At 53.1% G+C, this 17,568-nt stretch carries 13 protein-coding genes and 1 pseudogene; 9 read left to right on the top strand and 5 right to left on the bottom strand.

Going from position 1 to position 17,568, the window contains the following annotated elements; genetic code table 11:
• Positions 1-35: 35 nt before the first annotated feature.
• Complete coding sequence (locus FBY13_RS00340) at positions 36-1,424, top strand: basic amino acid/polyamine antiporter (RefSeq protein ID WP_145393183.1); 1,389 nt, start codon at positions 36-38, stop codon at positions 1,422-1,424.
• On the opposite strand, the gene FBY13_RS00335 is transcribed toward FBY13_RS00340, so the two are convergent.
• Positions 1,421-1,831, bottom strand: a complete 411-nt coding sequence (locus FBY13_RS00335; RefSeq protein WP_063879718.1) for a hypothetical protein — start codon at positions 1,829-1,831, stop codon at positions 1,421-1,423. The genes FBY13_RS00340 and FBY13_RS00335 overlap by 4 nt on opposite strands.
• A gap of 174 nt (positions 1,832-2,005) precedes the next feature.
• On the opposite strand from FBY13_RS00335, the gene rstA reads away from it, so the two are divergent.
• The 7 genes and pseudogenes from rstA to FBY13_RS00295 all read left to right on the top strand — a co-directional run bounded on the left by rstA (position 2,006) and on the right by FBY13_RS00295 (position 9,516).
• On the top strand, positions 2,006-2,731 hold the full coding sequence (rstA, locus tag FBY13_RS00330) for a two-component system response regulator RstA (RefSeq protein ID WP_063879719.1): 726 nt from the start codon (positions 2,006-2,008) through the stop codon (positions 2,729-2,731).
• Positions 2,728-4,029 carry a two-component system sensor histidine kinase RstB gene (gene rstB, locus FBY13_RS00325; RefSeq protein WP_145393182.1) on the top strand — a complete coding sequence of 434 codons (1,302 nt, stop codon included), beginning with the start codon at positions 2,728-2,730 and terminating at the stop codon, positions 4,027-4,029. Before rstA ends, rstB begins: the two co-directional genes overlap by 4 nt.
• Positions 4,030-4,791: 762 nt before the next feature.
• Complete coding sequence (locus FBY13_RS00315; RefSeq protein WP_145393181.1) at positions 4,792-5,667, top strand: hypothetical protein; 876 nt, start codon at positions 4,792-4,794, stop codon at positions 5,665-5,667.
• Positions 5,668-5,892: 225 nt separating this feature from the next.
• Positions 5,893-6,255: pseudogene (locus FBY13_RS00310) on the top strand (ATP-binding protein); the annotation flags it as partial.
• A gap of 18 nt (positions 6,256-6,273) precedes the next feature.
• Positions 6,274-7,761, top strand: coding sequence for a carboxypeptidase M32 (locus FBY13_RS00305; RefSeq protein ID WP_145393180.1), 1,488 nt, complete (start codon positions 6,274-6,276; stop codon positions 7,759-7,761).
• A gap of 168 nt (positions 7,762-7,929) precedes the next feature.
• Positions 7,930-8,427, top strand: a complete 498-nt coding sequence (asr, locus tag FBY13_RS00300; RefSeq protein WP_013025879.1) for an acid resistance repetitive basic protein Asr — start codon at positions 7,930-7,932, stop codon at positions 8,425-8,427.
• A gap of 279 nt (positions 8,428-8,706) precedes the next feature.
• Positions 8,707-9,516, top strand: coding sequence for a serine protease (locus FBY13_RS00295; protein WP_096010555.1), 810 nt, complete (start codon positions 8,707-8,709; stop codon positions 9,514-9,516).
• Positions 9,517-9,609: 93 nt separating this feature from the next.
• Here the strand turns inward: FBY13_RS00295 and hrpA are convergent, their stop codons facing one another.
• Complete coding sequence (hrpA, locus tag FBY13_RS00290; RefSeq protein ID WP_145393179.1) at positions 9,610-13,509, bottom strand: ATP-dependent RNA helicase HrpA; 3,900 nt, start codon at positions 13,507-13,509, stop codon at positions 9,610-9,612.
• A gap of 247 nt (positions 13,510-13,756) precedes the next feature.
• Here hrpA and azoR point away from each other — a divergent pair, with 247 nt between their 5' ends.
• Positions 13,757-14,356 (top strand): FMN-dependent NADH-azoreductase, encoded by a 600-nt coding sequence (gene azoR / locus FBY13_RS00285; RefSeq protein ID WP_063879724.1) that lies wholly within the window; start codon positions 13,757-13,759, stop codon positions 14,354-14,356.
• A gap of 71 nt (positions 14,357-14,427) precedes the next feature.
• Here azoR and FBY13_RS00280 read toward each other — a convergent pair whose 3' ends face one another.
• Genes FBY13_RS00280 through FBY13_RS00270 form a run of 3 tightly spaced genes read right to left on the bottom strand, consistent with a single transcriptional unit; the run spans position 14,428 to position 17,566 of the window.
• The gene (locus FBY13_RS00280) at positions 14,428-14,748 is read right to left on the bottom strand and encodes a YdbL family protein (RefSeq protein WP_145393178.1); all 321 of its coding nucleotides are present in this window, start codon (positions 14,746-14,748) and stop codon (positions 14,428-14,430) included.
• An 11-nt stretch (positions 14,749-14,759) separates the two neighbouring features.
• Positions 14,760-14,948, bottom strand: coding sequence for a YnbE family lipoprotein (locus tag FBY13_RS00275; protein WP_063879726.1), 189 nt, complete (start codon positions 14,946-14,948; stop codon positions 14,760-14,762).
• Positions 14,945-17,566 (bottom strand): YdbH family protein, encoded by a 2,622-nt coding sequence (locus FBY13_RS00270; RefSeq protein WP_186440772.1) that lies wholly within the window; start codon positions 17,564-17,566, stop codon positions 14,945-14,947. Before FBY13_RS00270 ends, FBY13_RS00275 begins: the two co-directional genes overlap by 4 nt.
• Positions 17,567-17,568 lie beyond the last annotated feature (2 nt).

The following is a 17,568-nucleotide window of genomic DNA, read 5'->3' as shown; positions in this document are numbered from 1 at the left end:
GTTATCCAGCCACTTATACTAGCAGGAAGAACGTTTTGGAGAAAAAATTAGGCCTCAGTGCCCTGACAGCGCTGGTACTCAGCTCAATGCTGGGAGCCGGTGTTTTCAGCCTGCCGCAAAACATGGCGGCAGTTGCAGGTCCGGCGGCCCTGTTAATCGGCTGGCTAATCACCGGCGCGGGCATTATTTTCCTGTCGCTGGCCATGCTGTTACTGACGCGACTGAAACCCGAACTGGACGGTGGCATTTTTACCTATGCCCGCGCCGGATTTGGCGAACTCACTGGTTTTTGTTCCGCCTGGGGTTATTGGCTGTGCGCGGTTATCGCTAACGTTTCGTATTTAGTCATTGTTTTTTCTGCGCTGAGTTTCTTCACCGACACGCCTGACAGAATCCTCTTTGGCAATGGTAATACCTGGCAGGCCATGCTGGGCGCATCGGTATTGCTGTGGCTGGTGCACTGGCTGGTGCTGCGCGGCGTGCAAACCGCAGCCAGCATTAATCTGCTGGCGACCCTGGGCAAACTGGTCCCGTTGCTGCTGTTTATTGTGCTGGCCGTGATCGCCTTTAATTATGACCGCTTCCGGTTTGATTTTTCCGGGCTCAGTCTGGGCGTACCGTTGTGGGAACAGGTTAAACAGACAATGCTGATTACCCTGTGGGTGTTTATCGGCGTTGAAGGTGCGGTGGTTGTGTCATCACGCGCCCGTCATAAAAAAGATGTCGGACGCGCCACGCTGCTGGCCGTGCTGGCTGCCCTGCTGGTCTATTTACTGGTTACCCTGCTGTCACTGGGTGTGGTTCCCCGCGCTGAGCTGGCGGAAATGCGCAATCCCTCCATGGCAGGCTTAATGACGCGGCTGACGGGGAGCTGGGGCAACGCCATTATCGTGGTGGGCCTGATTATTTCTGTTTGTGGTGCCTATCTGAGCTGGACCATTATGGCGGCTGAAGTGCCCCTGATCGCCGCACAGCAAGGTGCGTTTCCACGCAGCATTGCCCGCCAGAACGCACGTAACGCGCCTGCCGCCTCATTGTGGCTGACCAACGGCAGCATTCAGGTTTGCCTGATCCTTATCGCCCTGACCGGTGCGGATTACAACACCCTGTTAACCATTGCGTCTGAAATGATTCTGGTGCCCTATCTGCTGGTCGGCCTGTATTTGATTAAGGTCGTTAAAGGACAGCAAAAGCCCTGGGCACTGGCCGTGGGTGTCGGTGCCAGCCTGTATGGTATCTGGCTGTTGTATGCATCAGGCCCACTGCATCTGTTTATGTCGGTGGTGCTGTATGCTCCAGGTATTTTACTGTTTATTTTTGCGCGACGTGGCGGACATGAGGTGGCGTTGAAGCCGGTAGAACGGGTTGCCATGATGGTAATCGTAGCGGCAACCCTTCCTGCGATGTGGGAATTGCTGGCTTAGTGAGACTGCCCCAGAACCACACACAGCAGGTCATCCTGCTGTGTCAGCGCAACAGGCTTGCGGTATTCTTCATGAATCGCCTCCAGCTGTTTATCCGACAACGGATACGGCAGTTGGATATCGAAGCGGCAAATCTGTTGCTGCTCAGCGAGCGTAATCAGACGGGCGATGTTAATTTCATCGCTGACCTGGGTTGAAATGATTTGTAATGCTAATTCTTTAAGCTGATCTTCACTCGCCTGCAAGCTGTGCGCAGATTTGCGTGTCACCATGCCGAATATAGGCAGTACGCCGTAGATCGCATCCACAAAGCTCCATCGTTTTTTACAGGATGCCGACAGGAAATCACTGTAATTAAAGCAGATGCGATCGCGGTATACCGCTGATGCCAGCTCTTTATCAAACACTTTGGCTCCTCAAGGTGATCACAATGAATCCGGAACTCACGTTAAACGCAGGGTTAATGATTGCATATTTTGCGGAATATATCCCAGTTACTCAAGGATATTTCGTGTGATTGCATAGAGCTCTGCGCCAGGAAAAGTTATGCTTTACTCCTCCTTTTTACGTTAGAAAGAATCATGCACAAAATCGTTTACGTAGAAGATGAACCCGAAGTCGGTTCGTTGATTGCCGCTTATCTTGGACGGCATGATATTGAAGTGATTGTGGAGACGCGCGGCGATCGGGCGGAAGCGACCATTGCCGAACAGCAACCCGACCTGGTCATGCTGGATATTATGCTGCCCGGTAAGGATGGCATGTCCATCTGTCGTGATTTACGCGCAGAATGGCAGGGGCCGATTGTGCTACTGACCTCTCTCGACAGCGACATGAACCATATTCTGGCGCTGGAGATGGGCGCGCAGGATTATATCCTCAAAACGGCTCCCCCAGCGGTGTTGCTGGCTCGGCTGCGGCTGCATCTGCGGCAGTCCCAACAGGGGCAGAGTGAAGAAGCCCCTGCGCCGGCGAAAAACAACCGCATGTTGCGCTTTGGTTCACTGACGATTGATGCGCTCAATCGCCAGGTCGTGCTGTTTGATGAAAACATTGCCCTCTCTACGGCGGATTTCGATTTGCTTTGGGTACTGGCAAGTCATGCCGGGCAAATTCTGAATCGTGACGCCCTGCTGAAAACCCTGCGCGGTGTCAGCTATGACGGGATGGATCGCAGTATTGACGTGGCGATTTCGCGCCTGCGTAAAAAGCTACACGACAGCGCCACTGAACCCTTTCGTATTAAAACCATCCGTAACAAAGGCTATCTGTTTGCGCCGCAGGCCTGGGACACGCGTTCGGTATGAAAAAACTTTTTATTCAGTTCTACCTGCTGCTGTTTGTCTGTTTCCTGGTGATGTCGCTGATGGTCGGGCTGGTATACAAATTTACCGCCGAGCGCGCCGGTCGCCAGTCGATGAACGACTTAATGGCCAGTTCGCTCTATCTGATCCGCAGTGAGCTGCGTGAAATCCCCCCGCGCGACTGGAACAAGACCATTAAAAGTCTGGATCTCGGCTTGTCGTTTGAGCTGCATATCGAGCCAATGAGTAAATTTGAACTGGATGAAAACGAACTTCGTCGGCTGCGCGCAGGCGAAATCGTCGCACTGGATGATAAGTACACCTTCCTGCAGCACATTCCGCGCAGTCACTACGTTCTGACCGTGGGGCCAATCCCTTATCTCTTCTACCTGCATCAGATGCGACTGCTGGATATGGCGCTGGTGGTGTTTATCGGCATGTCGCTGGGGCTGCCGGTCTTTATCTGGCTGCGCCCGCACTGGAAAGAGATGCTACGACTGGAACACGCCGCCCAGCGTTTCGGCCAGGGGCAGTTGGATGTCCGAACCCACTTTGACAGCACCTCCAGCCTGTTCAGGGTTGGGGTGGCGTTTAACCAAATGGCAGAGAACATCAATACACTGGTCGCCAGTAAAAAGCAGCTGATTGACGGTATCGCCCACGAATTACGTACCCCGCTGGTGCGCCTGCGTTATCGCCTGGAGATGAGCGATAACCTGACGGAAGCGGAGTCGGCGGCATTAAACCGCGACGTCAGTCAGTTAGAGAGCCTGATTGAAGAGCTGCTGACCTATGCTCGCCTTGACCGGCCGCGCGTCGATCTTAATTTGCAATCGCTTGATCTGGCGAACTGGTTACGTGAACGCATGGAAGACTTCCGGGCAATCAACCCGGAGACGCAAATTGACCTGGATTTGCCCCAGCGTGAAAACTACGGCATCTCGGACACCCGGCTGATGGAGCGCGTGCTGGATAATCTGGTGAACAACGCCCTGCGCTATGCCAGTCAGCGGTTACGGGTCAGCCTGTGGTTTGATGGTGCCCAGGGAAATCTGCAGGTTGAGGATGACGGCCCAGGCATTCCCCTTGACGAACGTGAACGCGTATTCGAACCTTTTGTGCGGCTCGACCCGAGCCGTGATCGCGCAACCGGCGGCTGTGGACTTGGCCTTGCCATCGTTCACTCTATCGCCCACGCGCTAAGCGGCAGGGTTTCCATTGAAACCAGCCCGCTTGGCGGGGCCAGCGTCCGTCTCTGCTGGCCACTGGATCTTCCCTTTCGGGAACTCCCACGACAGTAACGCATTCAGGAGCTTAGTATGACTTAAGCCTGTGAACACCTTTGGAAGACCTTCCAGCGCCTGTCGCTTTTCAGTCACGTCAGCGCTATCTCCGGATGGGATATGCAAACCATGATGCCCGCCGGTGGCAGCGCCGCACGGTGCGAAGCTATTTCTTGATTATTATTGCCCGAACTTTTTCTCTTAACAATTTCCAATAACATAATCGATTGATAATTAATCAAAAAAACGCCATCATGGCATCTCTTTTTACATAAGAAGTAATTCTTATTAGCGTCCCGCAAATACAAGCCGTACTGCTATTAGATATTAGAAAAAATTCCAGTAAATTAATTAGTTACCTTGACAAACTTTCGCCATGAATAACTTCAGATAATTCAATCGATGGACATGTAAAAGGATCTGGTGTGTCCGATTATCGGTTCCACTGACCAAATTAATTTTTCTCAAAAAAAGAGTCAAATATTAGATCAACCAGCTTCCGGGTAATATCCATCCCTTAGAACTGATAAACTATGGGCTTTAACATTAGTTAAACACCTTCCTGCCCCAGGCTTATTTATCACCCGCATTATTTATCGTTAAATAAAATTTGACAGGTGATTATATCGTACAATGCTTTGCTTCTATATTTAGGTGTAATTGATCTGGTTATTAATATAAAATCGCAACTCCTGCCTGAGAGGTTGTCAGCTATAAACTTGTACTATTTCTCAATGGGTAGTGCTAAACAATTCCCTAAACAATATTCAGGTACATCAAATGAGAATTAAAACGCTAAACTTTCAGTTTATTAGCTTGTTGTTTTTATTATGCTCATCTGGATGCATTGCAGCAGTTGTCCATCTCCCGGTGATTACATCACTCATATGGCCAACGTCACTCAGTACTAAAACGACTTATTCGCCTCAATTGATGAATATAGATGAGAGTATTGCCAATCAGCAATTGACAAAGCGAGATGGTTTGAGAATAGGGTATGTTGATACAATAGGAAAGCCTTATCGTGGAGTTATGCCGTCGGACGACAATTGGGACGGGGTATATTCTGTTTTTCCCTTAGCGAATAATGGGGAGACGTTCAGAGACTATGTTGAGCGTCTTTATAATGCGGGGTTAATGTCTGGAAGTCTCGTTCTCTCATGGGGTAGTTCCGGCGAAGTAGACAAATGTCAGGGGATTGTCTTATCGAATGGAGTTTTACACTCAGCCACTGGTTCGACAATTCAGGATGCCTGGTCATCAGTAACAGCCGGAGCAATCCTGAATGTGCAACCAATTTGTTCTCAAATACCCCCCGCTGCAACGAGTTGTCATATAGAAACCGCTACGGTAAAATTTGATTTTGGCAATGTAATTAAAGCCGAATCGGCTAATGCCTCCCTTAGCGAAAATATCTCTATATACTGTACCGATGCGACTAAAGTCAGTTTAAGTGAAGCCAACAGAGGCATTATAGCGCTCTCAAACGGTGGTTCAGTAGCCGTTACTGACAATTCAAAAGGCCTGGATGGCTCATCAACTCATAATGTACCGTCAAAAGGTCGTGAGCTGGTAAAATTAACAGCAAAAATCACAAACCCGGGAAAAACGGGTTCATTTTACGGCTCATCAGTCATAATGCTGACATATCCTTAGATATCACAGGATATTTGGGAGGCTGTTAAGAGAAAAAGGACAAGTGGTGATAATAATCAAGAAATCGTGAGCGTTACTTACGAACCTCTATTACTCTGCCCCAATATTAAATGCAATAGTCATTACGTTATGTGGCTTTGTTGACCTTCCTCTTCCATTTCGCCAGCATACTGCACATTCCGCTGTTGTCAGATAATTTACTGAGGGTTAAGGTAGCCGGCAACCATTTCAGATACCTTGCTCATGGAGCGTGTACTGGATAATCTGGTGAATAACGCCCTGCGCTATGCCAGTCAGCGGTTACGTGTCAGCCTGTGGTTTGATGGTGCCCAGGGAAATCTGCAGGTTGAGGATGACGGCCCAGGCATTCCCCTTGACGAAAGTGAACGCGTATTCGAACCTTTTGTACGGCTCGACCCGAGCCGTGATCGCGCAACCGGCGGCTGTGGACCTGGCCTTGCCATCGTTCACTCTATCGCCCACGCGCTCAGCGGCAGGGTTTCCATTGAAACCAGCCCGCTTGGCGGGGCCAGCGTCCGTCTCTGCTGGCCCCTGGATCTTCCCTTTCGGGAACTCCCACGACATTAACGCATTCAGGAGCTTTGTGTGACTTCAGCTTATCAACAACTTTGTGCCACTTTTCAGCGCCTGTCGCGCTTCAGTCACGTCAGCGCCATCGCCGGATGGGATATGCAAACCATGATGCCCGCCGGTGGCAGCGCCGCACGTGGCGAAGCGCTGGCAGAGATGAGTGTTTTGCAACACCAGATTCTGACGGACAAACGTCTGGGCGAGTGGCTGGAACAGGCCGAGCAGCAACCGCTGAATGATGTAGAGCGCGCCAACCTGTTTGAGATGCGTCGCGCCTGGACGCAGGCCACCTTGCTGCCCGCTGAACTGGTCGAGGCAAAATCCATCGCCGGTTCCCGTTGCGAACATGCCTGGCGCAGCCAGCGTCCGGCGAATGACTGGCAGGGTTTTGCCCCGAATTTAAAAGAGGTGGTGCGCTTAAGCCGTGAAGAAGCGCAGCTACGCGCGCAGGCCAATGGCTGTTCCCGTTATGATGCCCTGCTTGACGTGTTTGAGCCGGGGATGACCAGCGCCCGGCTGGATGAAACCTTTGGGCAGTTAAAAACCTGGTTGCCCCAGCTGTTACAACAGGTCGTGGAAAAACAGGCGCAGCAGCCGGTGGTAAAACCTCAGGGACCGTTCGCTATTGATGCGCAGCGCGAGCTGGGGCTTAGCATTATGGCGGAGCTGGGATTCGATTTTAACCATGGTCGGCTCGATATCAGCGCACATCCGTTCTGCGGCGGTGTACCGGAAGATGTGCGCATTACTACGCGTTACAATCAGGATGAGTTCCTGAGCGCGATGATGGGTGTGATTCATGAAACAGGTCATGCCCGTTACGAGCAAAACCTGCCAAAACAGTGGTGTGGCCAGCCGGTCGCGCTGGCGCGATCCACGGCGATCCACGAGTCGCAGAGCCTGTTTATGGAAATGCAGCTGGGCCGCAGCAGCCAGTTCCTGCAGCGCATCCTGCCGCAGGTTATCAGCAAAATGGGTGACCAGCCGGCACTGCAGGCCGATAACTTCGTGCGCCTGACTCAGCAGGTTAAACCCGGTTTAATACGCGTTGATGCTGACGAACTCAGCTACCCCGCGCACGTTATTCTGCGTTATGAAATCGAACGTGCTTTGATCGAAGGCGATATTGAGGTTGAGGATATTCCCGCCCTGTGGGATGAGAAGATGCAACAGTCCCTTGGTATTGATACGCGCGGAAACTATCGCAATGGCTGTATGCAGGATATTCACTGGACTGACGGTGCATTTGGCTATTTCCCGACCTACACGTTAGGCGCGATGTACGCCGCACAGCTGTTTCAGGCCATGCAAAAAGCCATTCCGCAGTCGGCCGAGCTGATTCAACATGGCGAGTTACAGCCCATCTTTAACTGGCTGCAACAGAATATCTGGCAACACGGTAGCCGGTTCTCTACCGAGCAGTTGATGCTTAACGCCACGGGCGAAGCGCTTAATCCGCACTATTTCCGCAAACATCTTGAGCAGCGTTACCTGAACAGTTAAGGTAGCAGGCGACCTGAGGGTCGCCTTTCTCTGTCCCCTTCCACATGTTGTACAATCGGTTACACGGCGATACCAATGACCCACGGACGCGCTGCTTATTTTCTCATATAGTCATTTCACCGGCCCCGCAGTGGGCTACACATGAAAAAATAGTCCGAGGGTTTTGCAATGAAAAAATTATTTGCACTGGTAATCGCCGCTGCTATGGGTCTGTCTTCAGTTGCTTTCGCTGCCGAGACAACTGCTGCTCCAGCAGCTGCTGCAACCACTACTACTACCGCTGCACCTGCTAAAACTGAACACAAAGCTGCTGCTCACAAGAAGCATCACAAAGCTGCACAGAAAGCACAGGCTGCTAAGAAGAAAGCCGTTAAGAAAGACACCGCGCAGAAAGCTCAGGCTGCTAAAAAGAAAGTAGCTAAGAAAGATACCGCTCAGAAAGCGCAGGCTGCTAAAAAACACCATAAAGCTAAACCAGCTCAGAAAGCCCAGGCTGCTAAAAAGCACCACAAAGCTAAACCAGCCCAGAAAGCTCAGGCTGCTAAAAAACACCACAAAGCTAAAGCAGCCCAGAAAGCTCAGGCCGCTAAAAAACACCACAAAGCTAAACCAGCTCAGAAAGCCCAGGCTGCTAAAAAACACCACAAAAAAGCCGCTAAAAAATAAGGCTACCCCTTCGGGTTCCGAGTAAGCGTTAATCATTAAAAACACCCGGTTCTGCCGGGTGTTTCTTTACTGGAGTGGCTAATATGGTCCGTCGCTATCGCTTCGAAATTATTCTGATTGTGATGATCTTATGTGGCGTTATCGCGGCCAGTTTTTTTATTTAGTCGCTGTAGCGTACTGATTAACTGAAAAAACTCCCTTTTTTACCGCTCACTGACTATAGTTATGTCACTTCAGCTATAACAAAAACGTTTTCTTTTTCTCGCTATTGAGAGTTCTATGCGCCTGGCTACCCTGTTAATCGTTGGACTTTTCAGTTTCACCGCTTGTGTTCATGCCGATGATGATGATGACTCGCCGACGCCTGCCGAAATAAAAATGCTGTTTTTCGGTAAAGATCACCGTCAGGCAATTACCGACGTCAGTTCCGCGCCCTGGGATGCGATAGGCCAACTGGAAACCGAAAGCGGTAACCTGTGCACCGCCACGCTGATCTCTCCCCATCTGGCCCTGACGGCGGGTCACTGTTTACTGACGCCACCGGGCAAGTTTGATAAGCCGGTTGCGCTGCGTTTTATGTCCACCAAAAAAGGGTGGCGCTACGAAATTCATGATATTGATGCCCGCGTTGAACCCTCTTTGGTTAACAAACTGAAGGCCGATGGCGAGGGATGGATCGTGCCCAGCAGCGCGGCACCGTTCGACTACGGTCTGGTTATTCTGCGTAATCCGCCTTCAGCCATCACCCCTATTCCCCTGTTTGACGGTTCACGCAGTGATTTAACGGAAGCGCTGAAAGACGCTGGACGTAAAGTCACGCAGGCTGGCTATCCGGCCGATCATCTGGACACCTTGTATTCGCACAGCGACTGCCTGATAACAGGTTGGGCGCAACGCGCCGTATTATCGCACCAGTGTGATACCTTGCCTGGCGACAGTGGTTCGCCTTTACTGTTGAAAGGCGATAAAGGCTGGCAGCTCATTGCCGTACAGAGTTCGGCACCGGCAGCAAAAGACCGCTATCTTGCCGACAACCGGGCCATTGCCGTGACCTCGTTTAAAGACCGGCTTGAAGCGCTGGCCCAGTAGCTTGCCTGAGGGTTTACACGCTCTGAACGCATAAAAAGCCCGCATCCATCAAGGTGCGGGCTTTTTTTCGCTCATCACATCAGGCATCAATGGCTACCCTGCAATTTGCTCCATCGCCTGTAAGATACGTTTATCCGAGATCGGATAAGGCGTGCCAAGCTGCTGAGCAAACTGGCTGATACGTAACTCTTCTATCATCCAACGGATATGCTGCACGTCTTCATCATCCTGACGCTGTGGCGGCAGTTTGTTACGCCAGGCCTGCCATGCTTGCTCAATGGCCTGCACTTTGAGCATACGGGCACGATCGCTGTGAGGATCGACCGGCACCTTCTCCAGCCGACGCTCAATGCCCTGTAAATAACGTAACGTATCTGCCAGATGCTGCCAGCCGTTCTGGGTGACAAACCCCCGGTAAACCAGGCCATTCATCTGCGCTTTAATATCCGACAGCGCCAGTGCCAGCGTCATATCAACGCGTCCTTTAAGACGCTTATTGATGTTAAATACCGCTGTCAGAATCTGCTCAACCTGCTTCGCAATCGCGACCACGGTGTCATTCAGCTCGGCGCGCACTTTCTCACGCAGCGCTTCAAACTGCGTTTGTTCCCATGCCGGACCACCGGCCTCTGCGATTAACTTATCCACGCCGCAGGCGATGCAGTCATCGATCAACTCCATCACCTTGCCGTAAGGGTTAAAATACAGCCCCAATTTGGCTTTGTTGGGTAATTTTTCGTGCAGATACTTCACTGGTGACGGGATATTCAGTAACAGTAAACGACGCTGACCGCGCCACATCATTTTCTGCTGCTCATGCTCACTGTCAAACAAACGGATGCCGACGCTGTCCTTCTCGTCCACCAGGGCTGGCCAGGCTTTAACCTGATAGTTGCCGCGTTTTTGCTCGTAACTCCGGGGTAAATCGCCGAAGCTCCAGAGATGTAAACCGCTCTGCTCCAGGCCATCGTCCGCCACCTGGGACAGCGTTTCCTGTACCTTGCCTTTTAACAGCACTTTCAGCGCGGCCAGATCTTTACCTTCCTGCAGTTTGCGGTTGTGTTCATCGACAATACGAAACGTCATTTTCAGATGATCGGGCACCTGTTCCCATTGCCAGTTGTCCCGTTCCAGCGTCACGCCGGTCATCCGGCGGAATTCCCGCGACAGCGCATCGAGCAATGGCATCTCCATTGCAGTAACCCGGCCTAAGAAGGCTTCAGCATAGTTAGGTGCAGGCACCAGGTTGCGCCGCAGCGGCTTAGGTAAGGATTTGATCAGTGCGATGATAAGCTCACGCCGCACGCCGGGGATCTGCCACTCAAAACCGGCTTCATCCACCTGGTTAAGCAGCGGTAACGGAATATGAACCGTGACGCCATCAGCATCCGCGCCCGGCTCAAACTGGTAACTCAGTTTAAGTTTGAGGTTTCCCTGATGCCAGACGTTGGGATAATCGAGCTGACTAACCTTATCTGCGCCCTCTTTGATCAGCATCTGCTTGTCAAAATTCAGCAGCTCAGGATTGGTTTTACTGGCCTGTTTCCACCAGCTATCAAAATGGCGGGCTGAAACAACGTCTTTGCCAATGCGCTGGTCGTAGAACGCAAACAGAGTTTCGTCATCCACCAGGATATCGCGGCGACGGGATTTATGTTCCAGATCCTCGACTTCACTGCGTAGTTTCTGATTGGCACGGAAGAATGCGTGGCGCGTTTGCCAGTCGCCTTCAACCAACGCATGGCGAATAAACAGCTCGCGGCTGAGGGTCGGATCGATGGTGCCGTAGTTCACCTTGCGCGCGGCCACAATCGGCAAACCGTACAGGGTAACCTTTTCGCTGGCCATAACGGCGCCCTGCGATTTCTCCCAGTGAGGTTCACTGTAGCTGCGTTTAATCAGGTGCTGAGCCAGCGGCTCAATCCACTCGGGATCGATACGCGCCGCGATGCGGCCCCAGAGGCGGCTGGTTTCAACCAGTTCTGCCACCATTGTCCACTTAGGCGGCTTTTTAAACAGACCGGACCCTGGGAAGATGGCAAAGCGAGCATTGCGCGCGCCCGTAAACTCCTGTTTATCGGCATCTTTCTGACCGATGTGTGACAGCAATCCGGTCAGCAAGGCACAGTGAATCTCTCTGTACTCCGCTGGCTCGCTGTTAACGGGAATGCCCAGTTCACGCACGACCTGGCGAAGCTGGGTATAAATATCCTGCCATTCCCGTACCCGCAGATAGTTCAAAAAGTCTGTTTTGCACTGGCGACGGAATACGTTACCGGACAGCGCTTTTTGCTGCTCGCCGAGGTAGTTCCACAGATTCACAAACCCGACAAAATCCGACTCTTTATCCGCAAAGCGACGGTGTTTTTCATCCGAGGCCTGCTTCTTGTCTGCGGGACGTTCGCGGGGGTCCTGAATGGATAAACCAGCGACGATAATCATCACTTCCCGGACGCAGCCATACTGCTGCGCGGCCAGCACCATGCGTGCCAGGCGCGGGTCCACGGGCAACTGCGCCAGCTGGCGGCCCGATCCGGTAAGCTTATACTGCCCGTCGTCACTGAGGGTTAATGCCCCCAGTTCCTCCAGCAGCCTTACGCCGTCCTGGATGTGACGTTTATCCGGCGCTTCCACAAACGGGAAAGCGGCGATATCACCCAGCCCCAGCGCCGTCATCTGCAAAATAACGGACGCCAGATTGGTGCGCAGAATTTCAGGATCGGTAAATGCCGGGCGGCTGAGAAAATCATCTTCGGCGTAAAGCCGGATACAGATCCCTTCGGATACGCGCCCGCACCGTCCTTTACGCTGATTAGCCGATGCCTGAGAAATCGGCTCTATCGGCAAGCGCTGGACTTTTGTCCGGTAGCTGTAGCGGCTAATACGCGCGGTGCCGGGATCGATAACGTATTTAATTCCCGGTACGGTGAGCGAGGTTTCGGCGACATTGGTCGCCAGCACAATACGCCGTCCGCTGTGCGACTGAAACACCCGGTTCTGCTCGCTGTTAGAAAGACGGGCATACAGCGGCAGCACTTCGGTATGGGGCAGATCGCGCTTCATCAGCGCGTCGGCGGTATCACGGATTTCACGCTCCCCGCTCATAAAAATCAGGATGTCACCCCGGCTTTCACGCCCAAGCTCATCCACCGCATCGAAGATAGCCTGAAGCTGATCGCGGTCAACATCTTCAGCCTCTTCTACTACCGGGCGATAACGCACTTCTACCGGATAGGTGCGGCCCGACACCTCAATCACCGGCGCGTTATTAAAATGCCGCGAGAAGCGCTGTGGATCGATGGTCGCTGAGGTGATGATAACTTTGAGATCGGGACGACGGGGCAACAGTTCACGCAAATAGCCCAGCAGGAAGTCGATATTCAGGCTGCGTTCATGGGCTTCATCAATGATGATGGTGTCATATTGCATCAGCAACCGGTCCTGCTGGATCTCCGCCAGCAGGATGCCGTCTGTCATGAGTTTAATCTGGGTGGTTTCGCTGACCTGGTCGTTAAAACGCACCTTGTAACCCACACAGCCACCGAGCGACGTTTCGAGCTCGTCGGCGATGCGGTTGGCAACGGTTCGTGCCGCCAGCCGACGCGGTTGGGTATGACCGATTAAACCGGTAATACCGCGCCCCAGCGTCAGGCAAATTTTCGGTAACTGGGTGGTTTTACCCGAGCCGGTTTCACCCGCCACGATGACCACCTGATGGTCACGAATCGCGTCAGCGATGGCCTGCTGCTTCTGGCTGACCGGCAGGTTTTCCGGAAACGTAATACGCGGCGTCGCCGCAACACGATGTGTCACACGCTGTTCTGCAGCGATGATATCCTGCTCTAGCTCGGCAGCAAGACTTTGCTGTGCCTCAGGATTTTTGATTTTTTTAGCGCCGTGTAGCCGACGCTGTAAGCGTTGACGGTCGCGCAGCATTAACCCATCAAGCCGCGACCAGAGCGGCGTTAATGGCGATGAAACCGGAGAAGACATAGTGATGACGTACCCTACTCAGACGGGGTGGACTCAGCGCACGGCGCTAAGATAACCGGCTGATTAACGATAATAATTGCGCCTAGCATAGCACATTCCCTTTCGCGTCGTGGCCGTCGGCAAAACCAGCTTGTTCAATTAATTCGAATATAGCTCTCGAAATATTGCGCTTTCACCCTCGGCCTGATGTTTGTAGAGTGTAAATCATTGAGCGGAAAGCCTTCCGCATAACAGACAGGAAACTACCATGAGCAAAGTATTAGTTCTGAAATCAAGCATTCTTGCGGGTTATTCTCAGTCAAGCCAGCTGGCTGACTTCTACATTGAGCAGGCTCAGGCTAAAGGCGACCAGATCACCGTTCGCGATCTGGCAGCAAACCCGGTTCCGGTACTCGACGGTGAGTTAGTCGGTGCGTTACGCCCTTCTGATGCCCCACTGTCACCCCGCCAGCAGGATGCACTGGCGCTGTCTGATGAACTGATTGCAGAACTGCAGGCGCACGACGTCGTAGTGATTGCAGCCCCGATGTACAACTTCAACATTCCTACCCAGCTGAAAAACTATTTCGATCTGATCGCCCGTGCTGGCGTTACGTTCCGTTATACCGAAGCGGGCCCTGAAGGCCTGGTGAAAGGTAAGCGTGCTGTGATTCTGTCCAGCCGTGGCGGTATTCACAAAGACACTGCATCTGACCTGCTGACCCCTTACGTTAAGCTGTTCCTGGGCTTTATCGGTATCACCGATGTCGAGTTCGTGTTTGCTGAAGGCATCGCTTACGGCCCTGAAGTCGCCACCAAAGCAACCAGCGAAGCCAAAGACGCGATTAAGCAGATCGTCACGGCGTAATTATGCTGTTTTGATCCAGAACCGGGCACCCGCCCGGTTTTTTTATGCCTGAAATGTATCGCCCGGCCAGGTTATTTCTTTAGCCATTGACCGTTAATGCCGCGCACGTATTCACCCGCAGCCGCACGCGTGACCAGCTTTTGTCCCGCAATTCGGGCCACGTCGTCTGTTTTCAGGTTGTTCTGCTCGGCAAGACGTTGGTACTCGACGTTTCGTCCGTCATTAATGCGTTTAACCAGCGCCAGCGTTTCACTGTCGTCTGATCGCGGCGCAATATAGCCCGACAGGGTTTCGCCCACCCGACCTGACTGACGCGCCTCATCAAGCGTTAAAGCCCAGGCGGGCTGGCTCATCGTCGTCGCCAGTAAAAGTGCAATACCGATGCGTTTCATGCTGGCTCTCCTCAGAACAGGCCGCTCTGATTTTTCAGTAAGGCTTCGACATCCTTGTCCACTTTAATGTGGATCTCATGCTCAATTTTCACATTCATATTAATGGTGATGGGCTCTTTCGGTGCGGTCACTTCAATGCGCGGCACGCAACCCGTTAGCGGTAGCCAGGCTACCATCAGCAGTACAGCCCTGAGGCTCATGGTGATTGATCCTTTTTCGACGGCAAGGTGGCGTTTTGCTCCACCCAGGATTGCAAATTATCGCCAAAACGCAGGCTGCGCCACAGCTGGAACAGGTTTTCCTGATGACGATAGTTTAAATTCACGGTCTGAGTACGATTACTGAAACGGCTGGTGCCTTTCACTTGCGACTCCATGGTTAGCTCCCCGAGATTATCCAGATTAAGGGTGGCCCACGAACGCGAAATCTCCATATAGCGCAGCCAGTCCATCGCCGCGCCAGCGGCAATATTATTCCGGGTAATGGCATCGGCCATGTCTTTATCCAGGCGGAAGGTTAGTGGCCCGCTGTTGGCTATCCAGCCGTTTTCAACGATCCAGCGAGGATTGTTGATCCACAGCGGTAATTCGCCGTTCACGCTTCCTGACATGGCAAACTGTTTGGGATCAATAGCACTGACAAGCTTGCTCAGGCTGATGTTTCGCAGCGAAACGCGCGCCGGGCTGTGCTGCGGCAGCCGTAATGACGGCATCGTGATCTGGCCGTCCAGCAGATCCATGCTGACATCCTGTAACCATAGCGGATCGCTTTCACGCCAAGGATAAGCACCTTGTAAATCGACCCGAATATTCTGCATGGCAAACTGGTTTTTGACTTCAGCGATACGTAATGAAACCGGCCCGCGACGTCCAAAATGCCACTGCTGATGTTGTAGACGGAAAGGCAGGGAAAAATCGATACCGTTGACCTGGCTGTCGGGTGTCCAGACGCTGCCGTTTTTCACAGTCCAGTGTCCGCCAGCCTGAAAGCCCTGCTTAGCCGCGGCAGAAAATGCCACCTGGGCGCGCAACTCACCTGACTGAATCTTCATTTTCAGTTCAGGACTGAGCAGCGGCTGAAATACCGTCAGCGACTGGGTTGGCCACCAGGCCTGTCCACGTAAACGCTCGCCGTCCCAGCGACCGTTAACACGCACCGGTCCGACCTTGCCCGCTTTCAGCTGTCCGCCCCAGACGAAATGACCTGGATCGCGGCCTGTCGCCGCAAAGTCGAGGGTGGAATCTGCCAGCCAGCCGCCGTAGCTAAAGCGCGTTTCCCCTGCCTGCATCTGGAACTTACCGTTAAATGATGGATGGCGCTCATCACGCTGCCAGTTGACCGGTGCCGTCAGCGTTAAGCGGGGCTTTTCAACCCGAACGCCACCGTATTCAAGTTGGTTAAACCCTGTAGACAAGCGATCAAGATGAATCAGCGTATCGCGCCAGCCGCCGGTGCCGTTCACATCCCACTTCGCCTGCAAGGGGCGCATTTCGCCCTCACCCCAATAGCGCCAGTTCCACACACCCGAATCGGGCCAAAAGTTATGCGCGCCACCATCAAGATGCAGAGTAAACCGGCCAAAGCTGGGATCGTGGGCACGCAGAATTGCCTGCAGGCGTCCGGAGATCCCTTGTGAGGATAAACGTATACCTGCCAGCGGCCAGCGCGCTTCATCGACTTCCAGCGTGGAGAGTAAACGCCCGCGCAGGCGTAAAAGCGCTTTGGGTTTAACCGTCAGTTGCGGGTTGAGTAATGAGCCGTTCAGCTCGCCAGGAATAGTGCCAAAAAGCTGCATCGCAGAGAATTTGCTTTCACCCGTCAGCTGTAAAGGCAGTTGGCTTTGCGTGAGGCTGAGATGACCCGGCCCTATTCCCAGTACCACATTACCTTTGCCGCCGCGTCCCTGGGTTAACATATTAAGACGCCCACTGATCTCGGTGGCATCCAGGCCGGCCTGCCAGTTGTTCAGCGTCAGATTCACAAAGCCAGACAGCGGTTGCGCCGCAAGTGGCCAGTAATATTCCCCGCGTTCAATCGTTATGCGCTCGCGGCTGGCCTGCCAGGGAAGATGGAGCAAGGGCTGGTCAGTTCCCGCCGTAGTAATATTGAGCACACCACGCTGATGCTGCCAGCTTAATGCGGCTTGCACCGGCTGTGGAAAAGCCGCCAGCGCCAGCATGCCGGTAATCTCGCCGTTAACGGGTAAGCCGTTGGCATATTCAGGCAGTTCGAAGTGACCATTAAGGCTCAGCGGTTCGGGTAATGCCGGATGCGTCAAGGTCAGTTGGCTAATATTCAACTGCTGGCCCTGTAAGGTGGCATCGAGCTGCAAGTTGGTGCCGCGGTAGTGCAACTGTTGGCGGGATGAATCCAGCGTCAGATCCAGCCCCCCGGCATAATCCTGCCAGGGAGAGAGCGTGAGTTTGCCAATATGGATGTCAGCGCCCGGTAACATTGCCTGCCACTGGGCCAGCGTTTTGGGCGCGTCCGTCGCGTTTTCCGTTTCAGGAAGCTGTTGAAGACATTCGCTCTGTAGCGTCACCAGCTCCGCATTAAGTTGCCAACGCGAGTGCTGCCAGCCAAGGGCAGCGTGGTTGACACTTGCCAGACGACAGTCCCCCACCTGGTAATGGATTTGGGGAAACACAACCTGTCCGTTGCGCCAGCGCGGCGCGCCTTCCAGTTCGACGCGCGTGCCGACAGGCAGCCAAATGCCAACCAGACGCGGCAGCCACTGTGTAATGGTCAGCAATAATCCCAGCAGCAACACAATCAGCGCCAGCACAGCGGCGAGACGTCGACGGAAAATCCGCGGCATGA

It is taken from the genome of Pantoea sp. SJZ147 (assembly GCF_007828605.1).
In the GTDB taxonomy this organism is placed as follows: domain Bacteria; phylum Pseudomonadota; class Gammaproteobacteria; order Enterobacterales; family Enterobacteriaceae; genus Pantoea; species Pantoea allii.
The sequence above is the reverse complement of the archived record's forward strand: the minus strand, read 5'-3'. Positions and strand labels throughout refer to the sequence as shown.

What these genes read in the sequence shown, in the direction of transcription:
- rstA (WP_063879719.1), top strand. Translation starts at nt 2,006, where the DNA reads ATGCACAAAATCGTTTACGTAGAAGATGAACCCGAAGTCGGTTCGTTG.
- rstB (WP_145393182.1), top strand. Translation starts at nt 2,728, where the DNA reads ATGAAAAAACTTTTTATTCAGTTCTACCTGCTGCTGTTTGTCTGTTTC.
- FBY13_RS00315 (WP_145393181.1), top strand. Translation starts at nt 4,792, where the DNA reads ATGAGAATTAAAACGCTAAACTTTCAGTTTATTAGCTTGTTGTTTTTA.
- asr (WP_013025879.1), top strand. Translation starts at nt 7,930, where the DNA reads ATGAAAAAATTATTTGCACTGGTAATCGCCGCTGCTATGGGTCTGTCT.
- FBY13_RS00295 (WP_096010555.1), top strand. Translation starts at nt 8,707, where the DNA reads ATGCGCCTGGCTACCCTGTTAATCGTTGGACTTTTCAGTTTCACCGCT.
- hrpA (WP_145393179.1), bottom strand. Translation starts at nt 13,509, where the DNA reads ATGTCTTCTCCGGTTTCATCGCCATTAACGCCGCTCTGGTCGCGGCTT.
- azoR (WP_063879724.1), top strand. Translation starts at nt 13,757, where the DNA reads ATGAGCAAAGTATTAGTTCTGAAATCAAGCATTCTTGCGGGTTATTCT.
- FBY13_RS00280 (WP_145393178.1), bottom strand. Translation starts at nt 14,748, where the DNA reads ATGAAACGCATCGGTATTGCACTTTTACTGGCGACGACGATGAGCCAG.
- FBY13_RS00275 (WP_063879726.1), bottom strand. Translation starts at nt 14,948, where the DNA reads ATGAGCCTCAGGGCTGTACTGCTGATGGTAGCCTGGCTACCGCTAACG.
- FBY13_RS00270 (WP_186440772.1), bottom strand. Translation starts at nt 17,566, where the DNA reads ATGCCGCGGATTTTCCGTCGACGTCTCGCCGCTGTGCTGGCGCTGATT.